Origin of the sequence: Marinimicrobium sp. UBA4209, assembly GCF_002381585.1 — a bacterium.
Taxonomy (GTDB): Bacteria; Pseudomonadota; Gammaproteobacteria; order Pseudomonadales; family Cellvibrionaceae; genus Marinimicrobium; species Marinimicrobium koreense.
Map to the genome: position 1 here is coordinate 1 of NZ_DFTP01000009.1, position 16,475 is coordinate 16,475.

The 16,475-nt window shown below is 61.3% G+C and carries 9 protein-coding genes and 1 tRNA gene; 6 read left to right on the forward strand and 4 right to left on the reverse strand.

What is annotated here, in order from left to right:
• A tRNA-Val gene (locus tag B3187_RS01815) sits at positions 1 to 58 on the reverse strand.
• Positions 59 to 346: 288 nt separating this feature from the next.
• Here B3187_RS01815 and B3187_RS01820 point away from each other — a divergent pair.
• The 3 genes from B3187_RS01820 (at position 347) to trmA (ending at position 3,829) form a co-directional block, all read left to right on the forward strand.
• A complete protein-coding gene (locus B3187_RS01820; RefSeq protein WP_286804357.1) occupies positions 347 to 1,885 on the forward strand; it encodes a two-component system sensor histidine kinase NtrB in 1,539 nt (512 codons plus the stop codon).
• Positions 1,882 to 2,664, forward strand: a complete 783-nt coding sequence (locus B3187_RS01825) for a hypothetical protein (RefSeq protein WP_286804358.1) — start codon at positions 1,882 to 1,884, stop codon at positions 2,662 to 2,664. The genes B3187_RS01820 and B3187_RS01825 overlap by 4 nt, the downstream gene beginning before the upstream one ends.
• Before the next feature lie 76 nt (positions 2,665 to 2,740).
• Positions 2,741 to 3,829, forward strand: a complete 1,089-nt coding sequence (gene trmA, locus B3187_RS01830) for a tRNA (uridine(54)-C5)-methyltransferase TrmA (RefSeq protein WP_286804359.1) — start codon at positions 2,741 to 2,743, stop codon at positions 3,827 to 3,829.
• A 17-nt stretch (positions 3,830 to 3,846) separates the two neighbouring features.
• Here trmA and B3187_RS01835 read toward each other — a convergent pair whose 3' ends face one another.
• Both B3187_RS01835 and rmuC read right to left on the reverse strand, forming a co-directional pair.
• Entirely contained in the window at positions 3,847 to 4,311 is a 465-nt protein-coding gene (locus B3187_RS01835) for a DUF2489 domain-containing protein (RefSeq protein ID WP_286804360.1), read from the reverse strand.
• Between the two features lie 76 nt (positions 4,312 to 4,387).
• Complete coding sequence (gene rmuC, locus B3187_RS01840) at positions 4,388 to 5,977, reverse strand: DNA recombination protein RmuC (protein WP_286804361.1); 1,590 nt, start codon at positions 5,975 to 5,977, stop codon at positions 4,388 to 4,390.
• A gap of 203 nt (positions 5,978 to 6,180) precedes the next feature.
• Between rmuC and murI the strand changes: the two genes are divergently transcribed.
• Positions 6,181 to 7,008 carry a glutamate racemase gene (gene murI / locus B3187_RS01845; RefSeq protein WP_286804362.1) on the forward strand — a complete coding sequence of 276 codons (828 nt, stop codon included), beginning with the start codon at positions 6,181 to 6,183 and terminating at the stop codon, positions 7,006 to 7,008.
• A gap of 6 nt (positions 7,009 to 7,014) precedes the next feature.
• Here murI and B3187_RS01850 read toward each other — a convergent pair whose 3' ends face one another.
• Positions 7,015 to 9,612, reverse strand: a complete 2,598-nt coding sequence (locus B3187_RS01850) for a bifunctional diguanylate cyclase/phosphodiesterase (protein WP_286804363.1) — start codon at positions 9,610 to 9,612, stop codon at positions 7,015 to 7,017.
• Between the two features lie 208 nt (positions 9,613 to 9,820).
• Between B3187_RS01850 and B3187_RS01855 the strand changes: the two genes are divergently transcribed.
• Both B3187_RS01855 and B3187_RS01860 read left to right on the forward strand, forming a co-directional pair.
• Positions 9,821 to 12,550, forward strand: coding sequence for a PD-(D/E)XK nuclease family protein (locus B3187_RS01855; protein ID WP_286804364.1), 2,730 nt, complete (start codon positions 9,821 to 9,823; stop codon positions 12,548 to 12,550).
• 167 nt (positions 12,551 to 12,717) lie between these two features.
• Positions 12,718 to 16,245: a UvrD-helicase domain-containing protein gene (locus tag B3187_RS01860; protein WP_286804365.1), complete on the forward strand. Its 3,528-nt coding sequence runs from the start codon at positions 12,718 to 12,720 to the stop codon at positions 16,243 to 16,245.
• Positions 16,246 to 16,475: the final 230 nt, after the last annotated feature.

The window sequence follows — 16,475 nt, forward strand, 5'->3', positions numbered from 1 at the left end:
TACAGGAGTCGAACCTGTGACCTACGCCTTGTAAGGGCGCCGCTCTACCAACTGAGCTAACCACCCTCGCCATGGGCTGCGCATTCTACCGAAATCCGAACCGGTGTCAAACACTTTTGGGGAATTATTGATAAAAAAGCCAAGATATTGATTGTTGGGCATTTTTTGATCATTTTGCGGCCCGCGATTGGCCTTTTCCAGCCCCTTATAAACCGCCTTTCCCCAGCGATGTATTCCCCGTTCAAGATTTGGCGCCGAATTTTGATGCAGTTCGTTAGAAGTTAGGTCGTTGGGGGGTTAGAATGCTTGTTTGTCACCACCGATAACAACTTGAGTGATATCGCCTTTGAACGCGTGCCAGCTGAAACACGGTTTTCGATTCCTCTGGCTGGGTCTGTGGCTGGTCTGGTCGCCAGCGGTCTGGGCTCAGGAGGAGGCCGCGTGGCCGGCCGCGCTGTTGTGGGCGGTGATCGGGTTGCTGCTGGTGTTTCAGACGCTGCTGATCATCGGGCTGCAGCGCAGCCGGCTGAACAACAAGCGGGCGCGCAATGCCCTGCGCCAGAACAAGGTGGAGCTTGAGGCCCGCATCGCTGAGCGCACCGAGAGCCTGAATCAGACCAATCAACAGTTGCAGGACGAAGTCGCCCACCACCAGGCCACCGAGATTCTGTTGCGGGAAACCCAGGACTACCTCCACAGCATCATCAATGCGATGCCGTCGGTGCTGATCGGTGTCACCCCTGACGGAACCGTGACCCACTGGAACAGCGCGGCGGAACTGGAAACCGGCCTGAATCCGGAGCAGGCGCTGGGGCGACCACTGACCGAGGTGTACCCTGCCCTGCCCATTTCCATGGAAACGATCACCCGCACCATCGAAAGCGGCGTGCCCTTCGTGAATGAAAACATTCAGGAGGGCCAGGGCAGCAACGCGCGCTATACGGACCTGAGCATCTACCCGCTGATCGCGGTTCAGGCGATCGGAGCGGTCATCCGGCTGGATGACATCACCATGCGCGTGCGCATTGAAAACATGATGATCCAGAACGAAAAAATGATGTCGCTTGGCGAGCTGGCCGCTGGTATGGCGCACGAAATCAACAACCCCCTGAGCACCGTACTGCACGGCGTACAGAACATTCAGCGGCGCACCTCGCTTGAGCTTCAGCAGAACCACAAAGTGGCCCGGGAGCTGGGGGTCGAGCTGGAACAGCTTCACCAGTATCTGAACAAGCGCCGGGTATTCCACTTTCTGGAGGATATCCGCGAGGCCGGCGAGCGATCCATGCACATTGTCAGCAACATGCTGGAGTTCTCCCGCGGCAATAACCGGGCTCATGAGCAGTTCGACCTGGTGCGCATCGTCCAACACACGCTGGAGTTGAGCGATAACACCCTCAACCTGCAAAGCAGCCAGGGGCATCGGCGCCCGGACATCATTACCGAGCTGGCTCCGGACCTGCCACCGGTGGTGGGCTCCGCGGCGGAAATCCAGCAGGTGATTCTGAATTTGCTGCGCAATGCCGTGCAGGCGTTCCAGAGTGATGAGTGCGACGAGGCACAGGGCACAGCGCCGGTCATTCACCTGCGCGCCTACCTCGAACGCGGCGCTGCGGTTCTGCAGATTGAGGACAACGGGCCGGGCATGTCCGAGGATGTGCGCCGCCACATTTTTGAACCCTTTTTCACCACCAAAGAGGTCGGTCAGGGCACGGGGCTTGGATTGTCGGTCTCCTACTTCATCATCACCGAGCACCACTCGGGCACCATTGAAGTGGACTCGATGCCCGAGGAGGGGACCTGCTTTACCATTCGCCTGCCCCTGGCCGACCGCACCGAACATCATCGTTCATCTCACTCGCTTTCTTCGGGGTCTTCCTTATGATTCGAACACGTCCAACCCGGTCACCCGCGCACACCACTGGCCGATCCGTGATTCCCGCTTTGTTGGCAGCACTTGCCCTGTTTCTTACCGCCTGCGCCGGACCCAAAGTGGTACCGCCTTCCGAGGCCGAGCGCAACGAGATGGCCCGCGCGCTCCTGACGGAAGCAATCTACACCGAAGGGCTACTGTCCGAGTGCGCCGCAGTGAGCCCGGAGTTGAAGATATACGCCCAGGACTTGCGCACCATCTGGATGGAGACCCATGGCGACCTGCTCGCCGGCGCCGACACTCAATTGAACCGGGAGCTGGCAGGTGAAACCCGCGACTATGCCGGCCATGCCCTGGCGCTGTCGGCGGTGCGATTCCGGCACGAGCATCGGGGCCGGGCGGTGCAGGAGCTGCGACTGAACGAGCGCAGCGCCAACAACCAGCGAATTGTCTGCGAGCGCCGCCTGGATGAGCTGGAGCCGACGCTGACCGAACGCCCTTACCTGACGCCCGACTCCGAGCGGGACATTCTGGTGCGGGACGCCCTGGTGGCGGATGCCGAACGGCCGGTCGCCCTGAGTGAGGTGCCCACCCTAGCCCTTGAAATCCCTCGCAATCTCGCCCCCGGGCGCAGCTACCGGGAAATCGAGCGGCGCATGGCGAACACCTGTCCGAACGCCGAACTGGTGGTGATCGCCAATGAGTGGCCCCATGAAGCCTATGGCATCTACTGCGGTCAGCAGAGCCAGAGCTTTATCGTCTGTGATTGGGGTGAGTGCCAAGCGCCCTGAAAAACCGCTCCTGAACTGATACAATCCGCCCTTTTTCCGGGGCGGATGCCCCCGCCTTTCACACAGACCCGACGTTATGGCCATTCATCAAGTATTCCCCGATCAGTACGACGCCCAACTGAACCAGAAAGTGGCGCGACTGAAAGAGGATTTTGCGCGCTTCAACCTGCCCGAGATTGACGTATTCAGCTCCCCGGAAAAGCACTACCGGCTGCGGGCCGAGTTCAAGATGTGGCAGGACGATGGCCAGGTGAACTACGCCATGTATCAGCCGGGGGAATACAAAAAACCGTTTTTGATCGATGACTTTCCCGTCGCCTCCGAACAGATCAATCGGTTGATGCCCGAACTGCTGGCCGCCATCAATGCCGACCCCATACTGCGGCTGAAGCTGTTTCAGGTGGAGTTTCTGACCACCCTGTCCGGTGAAGCCCTGATCACCCTGCTCTACCACAAGCGTCTGGATGAAGCCTGGGAAGAGGCCGCCCGGGCCCTGAAAAAACAGCTGGGCGTGGACCTGATTGGTCGAAGCCGGAAACAGAAAGTGGTGATGGACCGGGACTTTGTGGTTGAGCGCCTGCAGGTGGCCGATAAGGTTTTCCAGTATCAACAGGTAGAAACCGGATTCACCCAGCCAAATGGTCGCGTCTGCGAAAAAATGCTGACCTGGGCCGTGGAGCACAGCCGGTCTTTCGGTGGTGATCTGCTGGAGCTGTACTGTGGGAATGGCAATTTCACGCTGCCACTGGCCCAGAACTTCCGCCACGTTCTGGCCACCGAGCTGGCCAAAAGTTCGCTGGCCTCCGCCGAGTACAATCAGCGCCTGAACGGTGTGGACAATGTCACCCTGGTGCGGATGTCCAGCGAGGATTTTGCCCAGGCGCTGGACAAGGTCCGGCCGTTTCGCCGGTTGCGCCACGTGGATCTGGACAGCTACGGGTTCAGCACCATTTTTGTCGATCCGCCCCGGGCGGGGCTTGACCCACACACCACCCGCATTACCCAACGGTTCGACAATATTCTGTATGTGTCGTGCAACCCGGATACGTTAAAGCACAACCTGGACACCATGACCCAGACCCATCGTATCGAACATTTTGCGGTGTTTGATCAGTTCCCTTACACCCATCACCTGGAGTGCGGGGTGGTACTGCGCAAGCGATGATTGAAACGGTGAATCAATCAGAAGTTGCGGCCGCGGATGCGTTTGGCGGCGTCCACCACCGCTTTCTCGTGGAACTGTTCCTGAGTCGTGCGCTCCCGGTCATAACGGAATTTTTCTTTTTTGCTGAGCGCTTTCCAGGCATCCAGGAACGGGATGTGCTCGGTCGCTCCTTTCAGCTCGTAAAAGGCTGAGAATTCGTCCCGCACTTCATCCTCTACCCCCAGGCTGTCCAGCAATACACTGATCCGGATGCTCGCTTCGGTCAGGGTAATATCGTCGGACCCGACAGCGTGGGCGATAACCTGAATGCTTTTGTTGATGCGTTCACGCTGGGCGTCGCTCTCGGCCTGCAGTGCCGATTCCTGGGCTTTGCGGGCCTGGTTCAGCTTGTGCACCTTGTATTGCAGAATGCCGGCCACAACGGCCAAAGCGACAATAATGACGGCTCCGACAATGCTCAGAATGATCCAGGTACTGCTCATGGTTTGATCCTTTCAGTCAACTATCAATTCAGACAATTCAGATTTACGATCGGCGGCTCGACGCGTCCGCACAGGCTCAATTCGTGGCTTTTTCGTCTTCCCGCTCGGCCCCATCCTCCAGCGCCTCATCGGCGTCCATTGGCTCATCAACGTCCAATAGAGTCTCGGACTCATCCGCCTCTTCCAGCTTGTCCCGAGCGATGCTCTTTTTGGTTTTGGCGCCCAACCGGCGAATGTTGTCGACCCGACGCAACAGGTTTCCTTTACCCGTCGCCAGGCGTTTACGCGCGGTATCGAACGCCTCCTGGGTCTTACCGATGTGATTGCCCACGGTATCCAGCGCATCCAACAGCAGCACAAACTGATCGTGCAGAGCCCCGGCATCCCTGGCAATGCGTTCGGCATTCTTGTTCTGCTTTTCGTACCGCCAGATGTTTTCGACGGTGCGTAGAATGGCCAGCAATGTGGTCGGGCTGGCCAGAATGATGTGTTTGTCGTAGGCGTCACTGTACAGTTTCGGGTCCTGCTGAAGCGCGAGCATGAAGGCGGCTTCGATCGGGACAAAGATGAACACGAAATCCAGCGCCCGAACACCGTCGAGCTGCTCGTAGTCTTTTACGCTCAAGCCACGGATATGGTTGCGTAGTGACTGAATGTGTTGCCCGAGAAATCGGTCGCGCTCGTCCTGATCATCGCTGTTGCAATATTTCTCATAATCCACCAGCGAAACCTTGGCATCGATGATGATGTCCTTGTTCTCCGGTAAGCGCACGATGACATCCGGCGTGCGGCGCCCGCCATCCGCACTCGCGTAGCTGACCTGGGTTTCATACTCCCGGCCTTTCTGCAGCCCGGACTGTTCCAGCAGCCGCTCCAACACCACCTCGCCCCAATTGCCCTGGGACTTGGTATTGCCTTTGAGCGCCTGGGTCAGGTTGACGGCATCCTCACCAATTTTCAATGCCTGACGGTGCAACTGCTCAATGTGGCCGGCGAGTTTGTTGCGCTCAGCGTTTTCTTTTTCGTACACGTCCTCCACTTTGCGGCGGAAGTCCGTGAGCTGGGTTTTCAGCGGATCGATGGCGGTTTCCAGCAGGGATTTACTGCTGTGGGAGAACTGCTGTTGCTTACTTTCAAAAATCCGGTTGGCCAGATTTTCGAATTCACTGGTCAGTTGCTTTTTGGCATCCTGCAAGAGGACCAACTGGGCTTCAAACTGCTCCCGTTCCTGCCCGAGCCGGGTTTCCAGCTCGGTCGCCTGCCGTCGTGCCTCGGCAAGCGCCTGGTCCCGTTGGCGCAACTCCCGCTGGGCCTCTCCCAGGTACTCGAGCTTCTCCCGGGCGGCGGCCAGCTCCTGCTGAGCCGTGTTCAGGCGCTGTCGGGTTTGCTCATGCTGATGCTGACTTTCCTGCCACTGCTGGCGTAACTCGTCTTCGCGCCGGCGCAGATCCAGACACTGCCGCTCCAGGCGGTCGCGCTCGTGGCGATGATCGGCCTGCTCCAGCGCCCAGTCACTGTGCGCCTGCTGAAGGGTCTGCTCCAACTCCCGGGTGCGGGCCGCCACGGCTTCCTTGAGTCGCCAGTGGTAGAACAGCACGGTCAGTATCAGGCCGCTCAGCAGGCCACCCGCGGCGGCCATCAGTAAAGTCACATTGGTCAGAGGCAAAGATCGTTCCCGTTATCTGGTCGGTTCCCTTGTGCAGAACCGGGGGGCAAAATACAATCGTCGCGGCGATTCTACCAAGCCTGACCGGCCCTGCCCACGACACATTCGCCGCGGTTGGCGACACCGTGAGCCCATCGGCAGGAACAATAGTCACTCCAGGAGCACAAGAACGACTGTGAAGCCAATGACCACGGACCTGTACAATGCCCGCTGATCCCCCCCCTCGCCTGTTGGTATTCGACTCCGGGGTGGGCGGCCTGAGTATTATGGCGGACATTCAGCGACTGCTTCCGCACTGCTCGGTGAGCTATGCGTCGGATAATGCCGCCTTTCCCTACGGTACGAAAAGCGAAGAGGTCCTCGTTGCGCGGGTCGATCGGGTCCTGCACCGGCTGATCGAGCACAGCCGCCCCGATGTAGTGGTCGTGGCCTGCAACAGTGCCAGCACCCTGGCCCTGCCGCACATCCGGGCGCACTTTCGCGAGCCGATCGTGGGCGTGGTCCCCGCGATCAAGCCCGCTGCCCATCAATCGCGCTCCAGAGTCATAGGCTTGCTCGCCACTCCGGGGACGGTTGCCCGCTCCTATACACGGGACCTGATCCAGCAATTTGCCGCCGACTGCACGGTCATTTCGTTGGGAAGCTCCGAGCTGGTCCGGCTGGCCGAGGCGCACCTGCGCGGACAGACGCCTTCCCTGGCACAGCTTCAGGACCTGCTGTCACCCATGCTGAGCCATCCGCGCGCTCCGGAAATGGATACTCTGGTGCTTGCCTGCACGCATTTTCCGCTCCTGAAGCAGGAGTTGCAGGCCGTTGTCGGACCCGAGGTCGCACTGATTGATTCCGGGGAGGCGATCGCCCGCCGAGTGGCCTACTGGTTGACCGAGCTCGGTCGCAGGAAGTCAGCCAGTGAAAGCCCGGTTCACCAAGCACTTTTTACCGCCGATGGCCCCGAGGTCGAGCGGCTCGGGCCGGCACTGGCCGAGTTCGGCATCAACGATATTCAGGTGGTCGCCGTACCCAATAACTGACGACCATCAATGGCGCTTCTGCGCTTCGAGCAACCCCACCATGAGCTGCTCCACCGGCACCGGGTAACTGAAGTAATAGCCCTGACCAAAGTGACAACCACACTCGCGCAGAAAGGCCCACTGCGGCTCAGTCTCCACCCCTTCGACCACCACCCGATAGTTCAGACTGTTGGCCATGGCGACGATCAGGGTGGTAATGGCCCGGTCCTCGTCATCGGCCGGCAAATGCTGGACAAAGCTGCGATCCACTTTAAGACAGGTGACGGGCAGGCGTTTCAGATAGCTCAGGGAGGAGTAGCCGGTACCAAAGTCATCAATTGCCAGCCCCACACCCAACGTGCGCAGTGCATGCAGATGTGCCAATGCGACTTGGGTGTCCGCCATCAAAGTACTCTCGGTCACCTCCAGCACCAATTGTTCCGGCTCCACCCCAGTGTCTCTTACCACTGCTTTGAAGTCCGATACAAAGTCCCGGTCACTGAGCTGCCTCGCTGACACGTTGATCGACACTTTTACGTGTTTGAACTGAGCCTTGTAGAGATTTTTGGCCTGCTGGCAGGCGGCACGCAGGACCCACTGTCCGATGGGCACGATCAGGCCGCTGTCCTCCGCTGCGGGAATAAATTCATCCGGCGGCACCAGGCCGCGCTCCGGGTGATTCCAACGCAGCAACGCCTCGATACCGACCACCCTTCCGGTCTGCATATCGAGTTGGGTCTGGTAATAGAGCTCAAACTCGTGGTTCTGCAACGCCAGGCGCAATTCGCGCTCCAGGCGCAAACGCTGCTCTACTTCCCGGTTCATATCCGGCGTGTAGAAGCGATACACATTGCGTCCGTGGTATTTTGCCTGATACATCGCCAAGTCGGCATTGCGCATCAACAATTCTAGATCCCGACTGTCATCCGGCGCGAGCGTAATGCCAATACTGGTTCCTACCACCACTTCCTGGGCGTTCAGCCGGATCGGATATCCCAGGGCGTCGATGATCTTTTCCGCCACCACCGACGCATAGCGGGGCTCGGAGACATTGCGCAATAATATTGCAAACTCGTCTCCGCCCAAACGAGCCACCGAGTCCTCCTCTCTCAGGCAGGCCCGCAGGCGCTGGGAGACACTCACCAACAAACGGTCACCGGCCTCATGACCGAGACTGTCGTTGATGTCTTTGAAGTGATCCAGGTCGAGATACAACAACGCAAGATTCTGATCTTCACGCCGAATCGCGTACAGTGCGGTACGCAACTGCTCCTTGAACAGGAGCCGATTCTCCAAGCCCGTGAGCTGGTCGTAATAGGCCAGCCGTTCCATATCCTGAATGCTGTTATTCAGTCCGCGAAACAGCTCGTTGATTTTTTCCAGCATGCGGTTCATGCCCCGGGCCAACTGACTGATTTCATCGTTGCCCGACTCCGGCAGGCGGATCGACCAATTGTCGGCACCAATGCGCTCGGTCATATCCGCCAGTTTCAGAATCCGTCGCGTTACCAACCACTTCAACCCGTAATACATCCCCAACGACAGGAACAACAACATTCCCGCAATATTCTGGTAAATCGTCATCATGGTTTCCGCATGCCGGGACTCCAGCATCGACTCGGGGTAGTGCAGCCCGATATACCAGTCGAGTTCGGGTAGTGGTTGGTAACTGATACGCTGTATATCCCCCCGTAACTCGTGGTTATAGACTCCGCCGGGCGGCCACTGTCCCGACCGGGACCGGTCGATGAACTCACGCATGCCCGGGCTCAACTCGGCCCGTTGGTTGAACACCTCATAATCGCCGCGCTGCTGGGCCGGTGCACTGAGCGACTGATCGCCGTGCAGGATCAGTTCGCCATCGGCACTGAAAATAAACCCGTTGAGGGATTCGAAGTCCGACTCCAACTGATTGATCTGACTGAACAGGAACGACATATCCAGGTCCGCCCCTACCACACCTTCAAACTGACCATTGACGTAAAGCGGCACCAGTAACGACGTGGTCCAGACTTGAGGGTAGTAGTCAAAATAAATAGGGGTCCAGCGTGGTTTCCCCAGGGGATTTTCAACGGGAGCGGCAAGCGTGTAGAAAATTTCCTGGGTCACATCGTGGGCAGGTAAGTGCCCGGATACCAGCGAGGCAGGCCAGATGCGACTGACCCGGTCCTTGGTGATCAGATAAAAGGCATTGAATTGAGTCTTCAACAGAGGCTCGATATTCAACCAGGTACCGTTGGTGTGGTACACCAGTCGGCGCATATCGTCGGTGATCGGAGAGTCCCGGTGAATGAATAGGCCGGACTCCCCCAGGTACTCCCGTACCGCGCCATCGGGGTCGCGCTGAAACCCAAAGTCCAGAGGCACGGTATCCCCGGCAGTGCGGATCAGTGAATCGGCCAGAGCATCACGAGTGGCCACCAGCAGATTCTGGCGACGGGCAAACTCCTGAGTCAGGCGATCCCGGTAACGTTCGCCCAGCATTTGAAGGCGCTCGTCGTACCCCTGTTGCAGACGGCGCGACTCCTCTGCTCCCTGCCACAAACCGATCAAAACCCCACTGATCGCTGCGAACAAGACCACGATCGCCAACAGTTTGGTGTTGATCGATGTCATCAACGGCATCTGTATTCCCCTGAATGGCGGCCCCGCTCAATGGTGACCCCGTAAAAGCTCCGTGGGCACCGCCTGCCTTCGTTTTTCTGACAGCTCCTTCAAGACTAGCACAGAATTTGGCGCATCATTCGTTCAATGGAACAAGCGCCCCTGAAGCCTCGCGCCGGTCATGCTATTCTTCGCGCATTGCCCCAACGACCGAAAACCCCGGAGCACCATGGCAACCTCCCTATTCGATCTCGGCCCCCTGCTACCCGCCCTGAACGCCGGTGAACCCATCATCACTGCTAACGATCGCCTGCGGCGCCACCTGCTGAAGGCCTGGAGCCACTATCAGCGCGAGCAGGGAAAAAAGGCCTGGGCCGCCCCACGAGTATGGCCTCTCAACCGGTGGCTGGATGAGCAGTGGCAGACACTGGTGAGCCGGGGCTACCCCGGTTGCGACCGGGCACTGGCCAGCCGCCACCAACGCCAATGGGTCTGGGAGCAAGTGATCGGTCAGTCGGATGAAGCCCAAACCCTTCTGCAGGCGGACCCCTTGGCCCAGCAGGCCGACTCGGCGCTGCGCGCACTCACGCTGTGGGAGGTGGCGCCCGATACGCTCCGGCAGGATCCTTATCTGAACGGCAATAGCCGCAGCTTCCTGCGCTGGGCCGAGCACTTTGAGCAGCGATTGGCGAGTCGTCGATTGATGACACCGGAAGCCGGCCAGCAGATTGTCGCCCAGGCCTATGAAACCGGTGCCCTGAAGCCCGAGCCCCGCCTCTGGCTACTCGGTTTTGACGACCTGCCTCCCCTGCATCAGCGGATTCTGGAAGCCGCGGCGCTCGAACGCGTCGCGCTCTCCCCCAAAGGCACCCGCGACAACCACCTACATCGCGTCGCGGCCCCGGATGCGGACACCGAGCTGCGCGCCGCCGCCCTGTGGAGCCTGCGCCAACTACAAGCATCAGCGGAGGCGGTCATCGGTATTATCGTACCGGACCTGGGCCAGAGACGGGATCAGGTGGAGCGGATCTTCGCCGAGGTTTTCGAGCCCACCGTTCCTCTGCCGGGTACGCCCCGTTACACCCTGCCATTCAACTTCTCCGCCGGGGTACCGCTGGGCGCGACGCCACTGATTCACGCCGCCTTGAGCCTGCTCGGCCTACTGCGGGATCAGTGGCCGCTGAGCGAGGTGTGCCAACTGCTTCAGAACTCGTTTTGGGGGGAGCCGGATGCGGAGGCCGTACTACGCGCGCAGTGGGTCACTCGGCTGCGGGAGCAGGGCAAATTTGAACTCACCGGCAGTGACCTGCGCTTTCATGGCCAGGTGATCACCGATTGGCTGAGTGAGGCGCAAGCAAGCCCTGCGCTTCCGCCCGACACCACCGCACAGGCACCGACGCTGAACCGGCGTCTGCAGCTACTCGACGAGCAGCGACGACGCATGCCCCGATCCACCAGCGCGCGCCAGTGGGCCCAGCTTTTCCGGCAGCAACTGGACACCCTGGGTTGGCCCGGCCCGCGCCGGTTGGACAGTCAGGAGTTCCAGCAACTGGGGCTTTGGCATGAGCTGCTGGAAACCTTCGCCGCTCTGGAGGCCACCGGCGCCGACCTGAGTCTGACTCAGGCCCTGAGCCAACTGAACCAGTTGGCCCAACAGACCCCGTTTCAGGCCCAGACACCGGACTCTCCCATTCAGATTCTCGGGGCCCTGGAGGGTGCCGGACTGCGCTTCAGCCACTGCTGGGTACTGGGCCTGCATCAGCGCCAGTGGCCCCCGGTGCCCGCCCCCAACCCCCTGCTGCCGCTCGAACTGCAGCGGGACCGACAGATGCCCCACGCCAGCGCCGAGCGGGAACTGCACTTTGCCCGCAGCCTGACCGACCACTACCGGCAATGCGCCGAACAGGTGGTATTCAGCGCACCCCACAGCGACGATCAGGGCGACCTGTCACCCAGCCCGCTGATTCGCGCCCTGCCGGAGACCCCACTGGCCGAACTGGTCCCGGAGCCCATCAGTGCCCGACAGGCCTTCGAGGCCATTCTGGAGGAAGCCCGAGAACTCACACCGGTACACAGCGCCAAGGGACCCGGCATCACCGCCGGCAGCAAAGCGCCCGGCGGCAGTTCGCTTTTCAAGCATCAGGCAGCCTGCCCGTTCAACGCCTTCGCCCAACTGCGTCTGGGGGCCCAGCTCCCGGATGCGCCGGTACTGGGCCTCTCCGCCGCCGAGCGCGGTACGGTGTTGCACGGCGTGCTGGCCACCGTGTGGAAAACCCTGAGGGACTCCTCGCAACTGCACGCCATTGAAGAGGAGGCGCTGAACGACCTCATCAGTCGCACCTGTGAACAGACCCTGGCGCCGATCCGTCAGCGGCGACCGAGGGAACTGGGGCCGGAGTATTGTGCCCTGGAGCAGGAACGATTGAGCCGGATGGTACAGCGCTGGTTGATGCTGGAAAAACAACGCCCGCCCTTCCGCGTCGTGGCCACCGAGCAACGCCGGCTGATTGAATTCAATGGCCTGAACCTGACGCTTTTTATCGACCGCATCGACGAGCTGGAAAACGGCGAGCGACTGTTGATTGATTACAAAACCGGCGCCGACCTCAATGCCAATCAGTGGCAGGGCCCGCGCCCCGACGAACCCCAGCTGCCGCTGTATGCGGTCACCGAGGAAGACCCGGTCAGCGGTATCGCCTTTGCGCAGTTGAACCCGAAAGCGCTGCAGTGGATTGGCCTCGGAGCCCTGAGTACGCCCCCACCCGGCGTCAAGCCCAGCGAGGATTGGGACGCTCAGCGGGCCGAGTGGCGCGAGGTACTGAGCGACCTGGCCCGGACCTTCATGGCCGGCGATGCCCGGGTGGATTTCAAGGACGCCAAGGCGCAGCGGTACAGCGGGCAATTGGTACCGTTAAACCGGGTGTTGGAAGCCGATACCGTCGCGCGGTTTATTTTGTAAACCAAAGCAACGGAGGATGCGGCCGGGTTCGGTTACGGCGGATGCGGGTCATACCGCTGCGCTCGGCTCCGCCCTACGCCACCTGAAGCGCTACCCGTAGGGCGGATAAGGGCGAAGCCCGCATCCGCCGTTACCCAACTTTTCGACCAACCTGACACGTTCTTTTTATGGACCCAACAACTCTGGACAACCTCCCCCACGGCGCCTTCAGCCCCGATGCGCCCCCGGACTTCGACGCCCGGCAGGCGGCGCTGGACCCGACCCGCTCCTTTGCGGTGGCGGCGCCCGCCGGGTCCGGGAAAACCGGGCTGCTGACTCAGCGCGTCCTGACCTTGCTGGCCCGCTGCGACGCTCCGGAAGAAGTACTGGCGATCACCTTCACCCGCAAAGCCGCCGGGGAAATGCAGGACCGCATCATGGCGGCCCTGCGCGAGGCCGCCGAACGGTCGGAGCCGGACAACCCCCACGCCCGGCGCACCTGGCGTCTGGCTCAGGCGGTCTTGCAGCGCGACGAAGAGTGCCAGTGGCAACTGCTGATGAGTCCACAGCGACTGCGCATCCAGACCATCGACAGTCTGTGTCGCGCCATCACCCGGCAACTGCCCCTGGACAGCCAGCTCGGCGCGCAACCGGACACCCTGGACGCCCCGGAACTCGCCTATCGCCAGGCCGTACATCAGTTCCTGGCCCGCCTGGAAACCGACGACACCGTCCGGGAGGACCTGAAGCGCCTGCTGCGTCACCTGGACACCAACCTGCCGGCCATCGAGACGCTGCTGATGCGTCTGCTGGCCAAGCGGGACCAGTGGCTGGGGGTGATGCTCGAGGCTCAACAGGCCCACGCCCGCCCCTACCTTGAGGCAGTACTGCAAGATGTAATTGAAGAACAACTGAACCGGGTGATCGAAGGCATCGGCTACCACGCCAGCGATCTCTGCCACCTGGCCGATCAGGCCGCCACGAACGTCGAGCAGGACAACCCGGAAAGCCCGATTCTGCGCCTGAAAGGCATCACCGCCCTGCCCGATCCGAGCCCGTCGACGGTGGCCGACTGGCAGGCGCTCGCTGAACTGATGCTCACCGCCAAGGGGGAGTGGCGCAAGCGGCTGACCAAAAAGGAAGGCTTCCCCGCGGGCAAACCCGGCGCTGCACTGAAAGAGCAGTACGGCGAGTGGGTCGCACAGATTCAGGAAGAAACCCCGGACCTGGCCGAGCAGCTGCACGCCGTGCGCCAGCTACCACCCGCGGAATACACCGAAAGCCAGTGGCAACTGCTCGACAGCCTGACCCGTCTGCTGCCGTTGCTCAGCGCCGAGCTGACCCTGATATTCAAACAATTGGGCGCCACCGACTACAGTGCCATTGCCCAGGCAGCCAGCTTCGCTCTGGGGGATGAAGAAAACCCAACGGATATCGCCCTAAAACTGGATTACCGTATTCAGCATATTCTGGTGGACGAATTTCAGGATACCGCCGCCCCACAGTTACGGCTGCTGGAGCAGCTGACCGCCGGCTGGCAACCCGACGACGGCCGCACGCTGTTTATCGTCGGTGATGGCATGCAGTCCTGCTACGGGTTCCGCGACGCCAACGTGGGCCTGTTCCTGGACGCCCGTGAGCACGGCATTGGCGAGGTACCCATGACCGCGCTGGATCTGACCGTGAACTTCCGCTCCCAGACCAACGTGGTTCGCTGGGTCAACGATATTTTTTCCCGGGCCTTTCCCGCCCGGGACGATATTGGCCGGGGTGCGGTGCGCTATTCACCGTCCATCGCCTTCAATGCCCCACTCGAGAATGAAGCCGTCCAGTTTTACGGTTGTCTGCATCAGAACGACTCGGACGACGCCGACAGTGAAGCCGTCAACCCGGAGGCCAGCCCGGACAAGACCCTGGCGCAACTGCAGGAAGCCGAGTCGGTCGCCGAGCTCGCCGAGCAGGCCCTGGCCGCCGATGAGGAAGACTCGGTGGCGATTCTGGTGCGCAGCCGACCGCACCTGCAGTGGATACTCCCCGCCCTGGCCCGGCGCGGCCTGCACTGGCAGGCCACGGAAATCGACCGACTCGCCAGTCGCATGGCGATTGTCGACCTGATGTCCCTGACGCGAGCCCTGTTGAGCCTGGACGACCGCATTGCCTGGCTTTCGATTCTGCGCGCCCCCTGGTGTGGTCTCGACCTGAACGACCTGCACGCACTGGTCACCACCGATCTCGGTGCGCAGAACCCCTGGCCCAAGTACGGCTGGCCGATGATCTGGCAGCAGCTGCAGGAACGCGATCGAATCTCCGGAATCAGCGACACCGGTCGGCGGTGCCTGGATCGACTGATGTCCGTGCTGGAGCCCGCCTGGCGGGAGCGTCATCGCAAGCCCCTACGCCAGTGGATCGAGGGCGTCTGGTTGGCGCTGGGCGGCCCGGCTCTGCTGGCCGAGCCCGGCGACGCGCAGGATATTCCGAGCTACTTCAACCTGGTGGAAAAGCACCAGCACGGCGGCGGCCTGCGGGACTGGAACACCTTCGAGCGCGGCGTCGAAAGCCTGTTCGCTGCCCCCCGGGCCGACGCCGACCCGCGCCTGCAGGTGATGACCCTGCACAAGTCCAAAGGGCTGGAGTTCGACACCGTCATCATTCCGGGGCTGGACCGGGCCAGCAGTAACGACGACAAAGAGCTGCTGCTCTGGCAACAGCGGATCAATCAGGCCGGGGAACGCCAACTGCTGCTGGGACCGCTGGCTCCCACCGGCACCGATACCGACCCGCTCTACCAATTCATGCGCAACGAAGCCAAGCTGCGGGACAGCTTCGAGGCCACCCGGCTGCTATACGTCGGCTGCACCCGCGCGGTCAAACGCCTGCATTTATTGGCCTGCGTGGGTTTGGATGCGCGCAGCGGCAAGCCTCGCGCCCCCCGCCAGGGCTCCCTGTTACGCACCATCTGGGAGCCCGTACAGGCGCAGATGTTGAGCGCCCCGGCGGGCACCCAATCGCCCTCAGCAAGCGCCAACAGTGACCACGCCTACGAGGGACTCCAACACATTCTGCGCCTGCCCCCAGACTGGCAGGCGCCGGCACCCTCCGAGGTGACCGTGTTACAGGCATACCGGGGGCGGGAGTTTGGCGACGAGGAGAACCTTCCGGAAGTGGAAGCCCCGGCCGCTCGCCTGGCCCGCCATACCGGCACCGTATTGCACAACCAGCTACAGCGGTTGAGCGAGCAGCCGTTGGATGCCTGGTCCGAGGCCTGGGCGGAGGAGCAGCGCCCATTCTGGACCTTGCAGCTGCGCCAGTTCGGCTGGGAGCCGGACACGATTGCGGAGGCTCTGGAGAAGATTCGCTGGGGGCTGCATCAGACGCTGACCGACCCGGACGGTCGCTGGCTGCTGGACCCGGCCCATGAGGAAAGCGCCTGTGAGCTGGCGATTCATCATGCTGTGGGCGGTGAGGTACGCGAGTCGGTGATTGACCGGACATTTGTGGATGGCGGTGTGCGCTGGATTGTGGATTACAAGAGCAGCCAACCGGAGGCGGATCAGTCGCCGGAGGCGTTTGTGACGCAGGAGGTGGCGACCTATACGCCGCAGTTGGCGCGCTACGCCAAGGTGATGCAAGACCTGGGCGAAACCCGCCCCATCAAAACCGCCCTGTATTTCCCGCTGCTGGCCTCGGAAAAGCGGTTGGTTGAAGTCACCGTTTAACCTCTTTGATGCATCAGGGACGGGAAGCGGCGGATGAGGTAGGTTTGGGTTACGGCGGATGCAGGTCATACCGCTGCGCTCGGCTCCGCCCTATGCGTAATTGCGGGGGCCTCGGCGACGGATGTGACCTCGTGCGGTGCGTAATTGCGGGGGTTGCGGCGACGGGTGCGGCCTTCGCGTGGCTCAGGAGGTTGCGTAGGGCGGATAAGCGCGTAGCGCGCATCCGCCGT

Excerpts from the sequence above, each read along its gene's own strand:
- B3187_RS01825 (WP_286804358.1), top strand. The coding sequence starts at position 1,882 with ATGATTCGAACACGTCCAACCCGGTCACCCGCGCACACCACTGGCCGA.
- trmA (WP_286804359.1), top strand. The coding sequence starts at position 2,741 with ATGGCCATTCATCAAGTATTCCCCGATCAGTACGACGCCCAACTGAAC.
- B3187_RS01835 (WP_286804360.1), bottom strand. The coding sequence starts at position 4,311 with ATGAGCAGTACCTGGATCATTCTGAGCATTGTCGGAGCCGTCATTATT.
- murI (WP_286804362.1), top strand. The coding sequence starts at position 6,181 with ATGCCCGCTGATCCCCCCCCTCGCCTGTTGGTATTCGACTCCGGGGTG.
- B3187_RS01850 (WP_286804363.1), bottom strand. The coding sequence starts at position 9,612 with ATGCCGTTGATGACATCGATCAACACCAAACTGTTGGCGATCGTGGTC.
- B3187_RS01855 (WP_286804364.1), top strand. The coding sequence starts at position 9,821 with ATGGCAACCTCCCTATTCGATCTCGGCCCCCTGCTACCCGCCCTGAAC.
- B3187_RS01860 (WP_286804365.1), top strand. The coding sequence starts at position 12,718 with ATGGACCCAACAACTCTGGACAACCTCCCCCACGGCGCCTTCAGCCCC.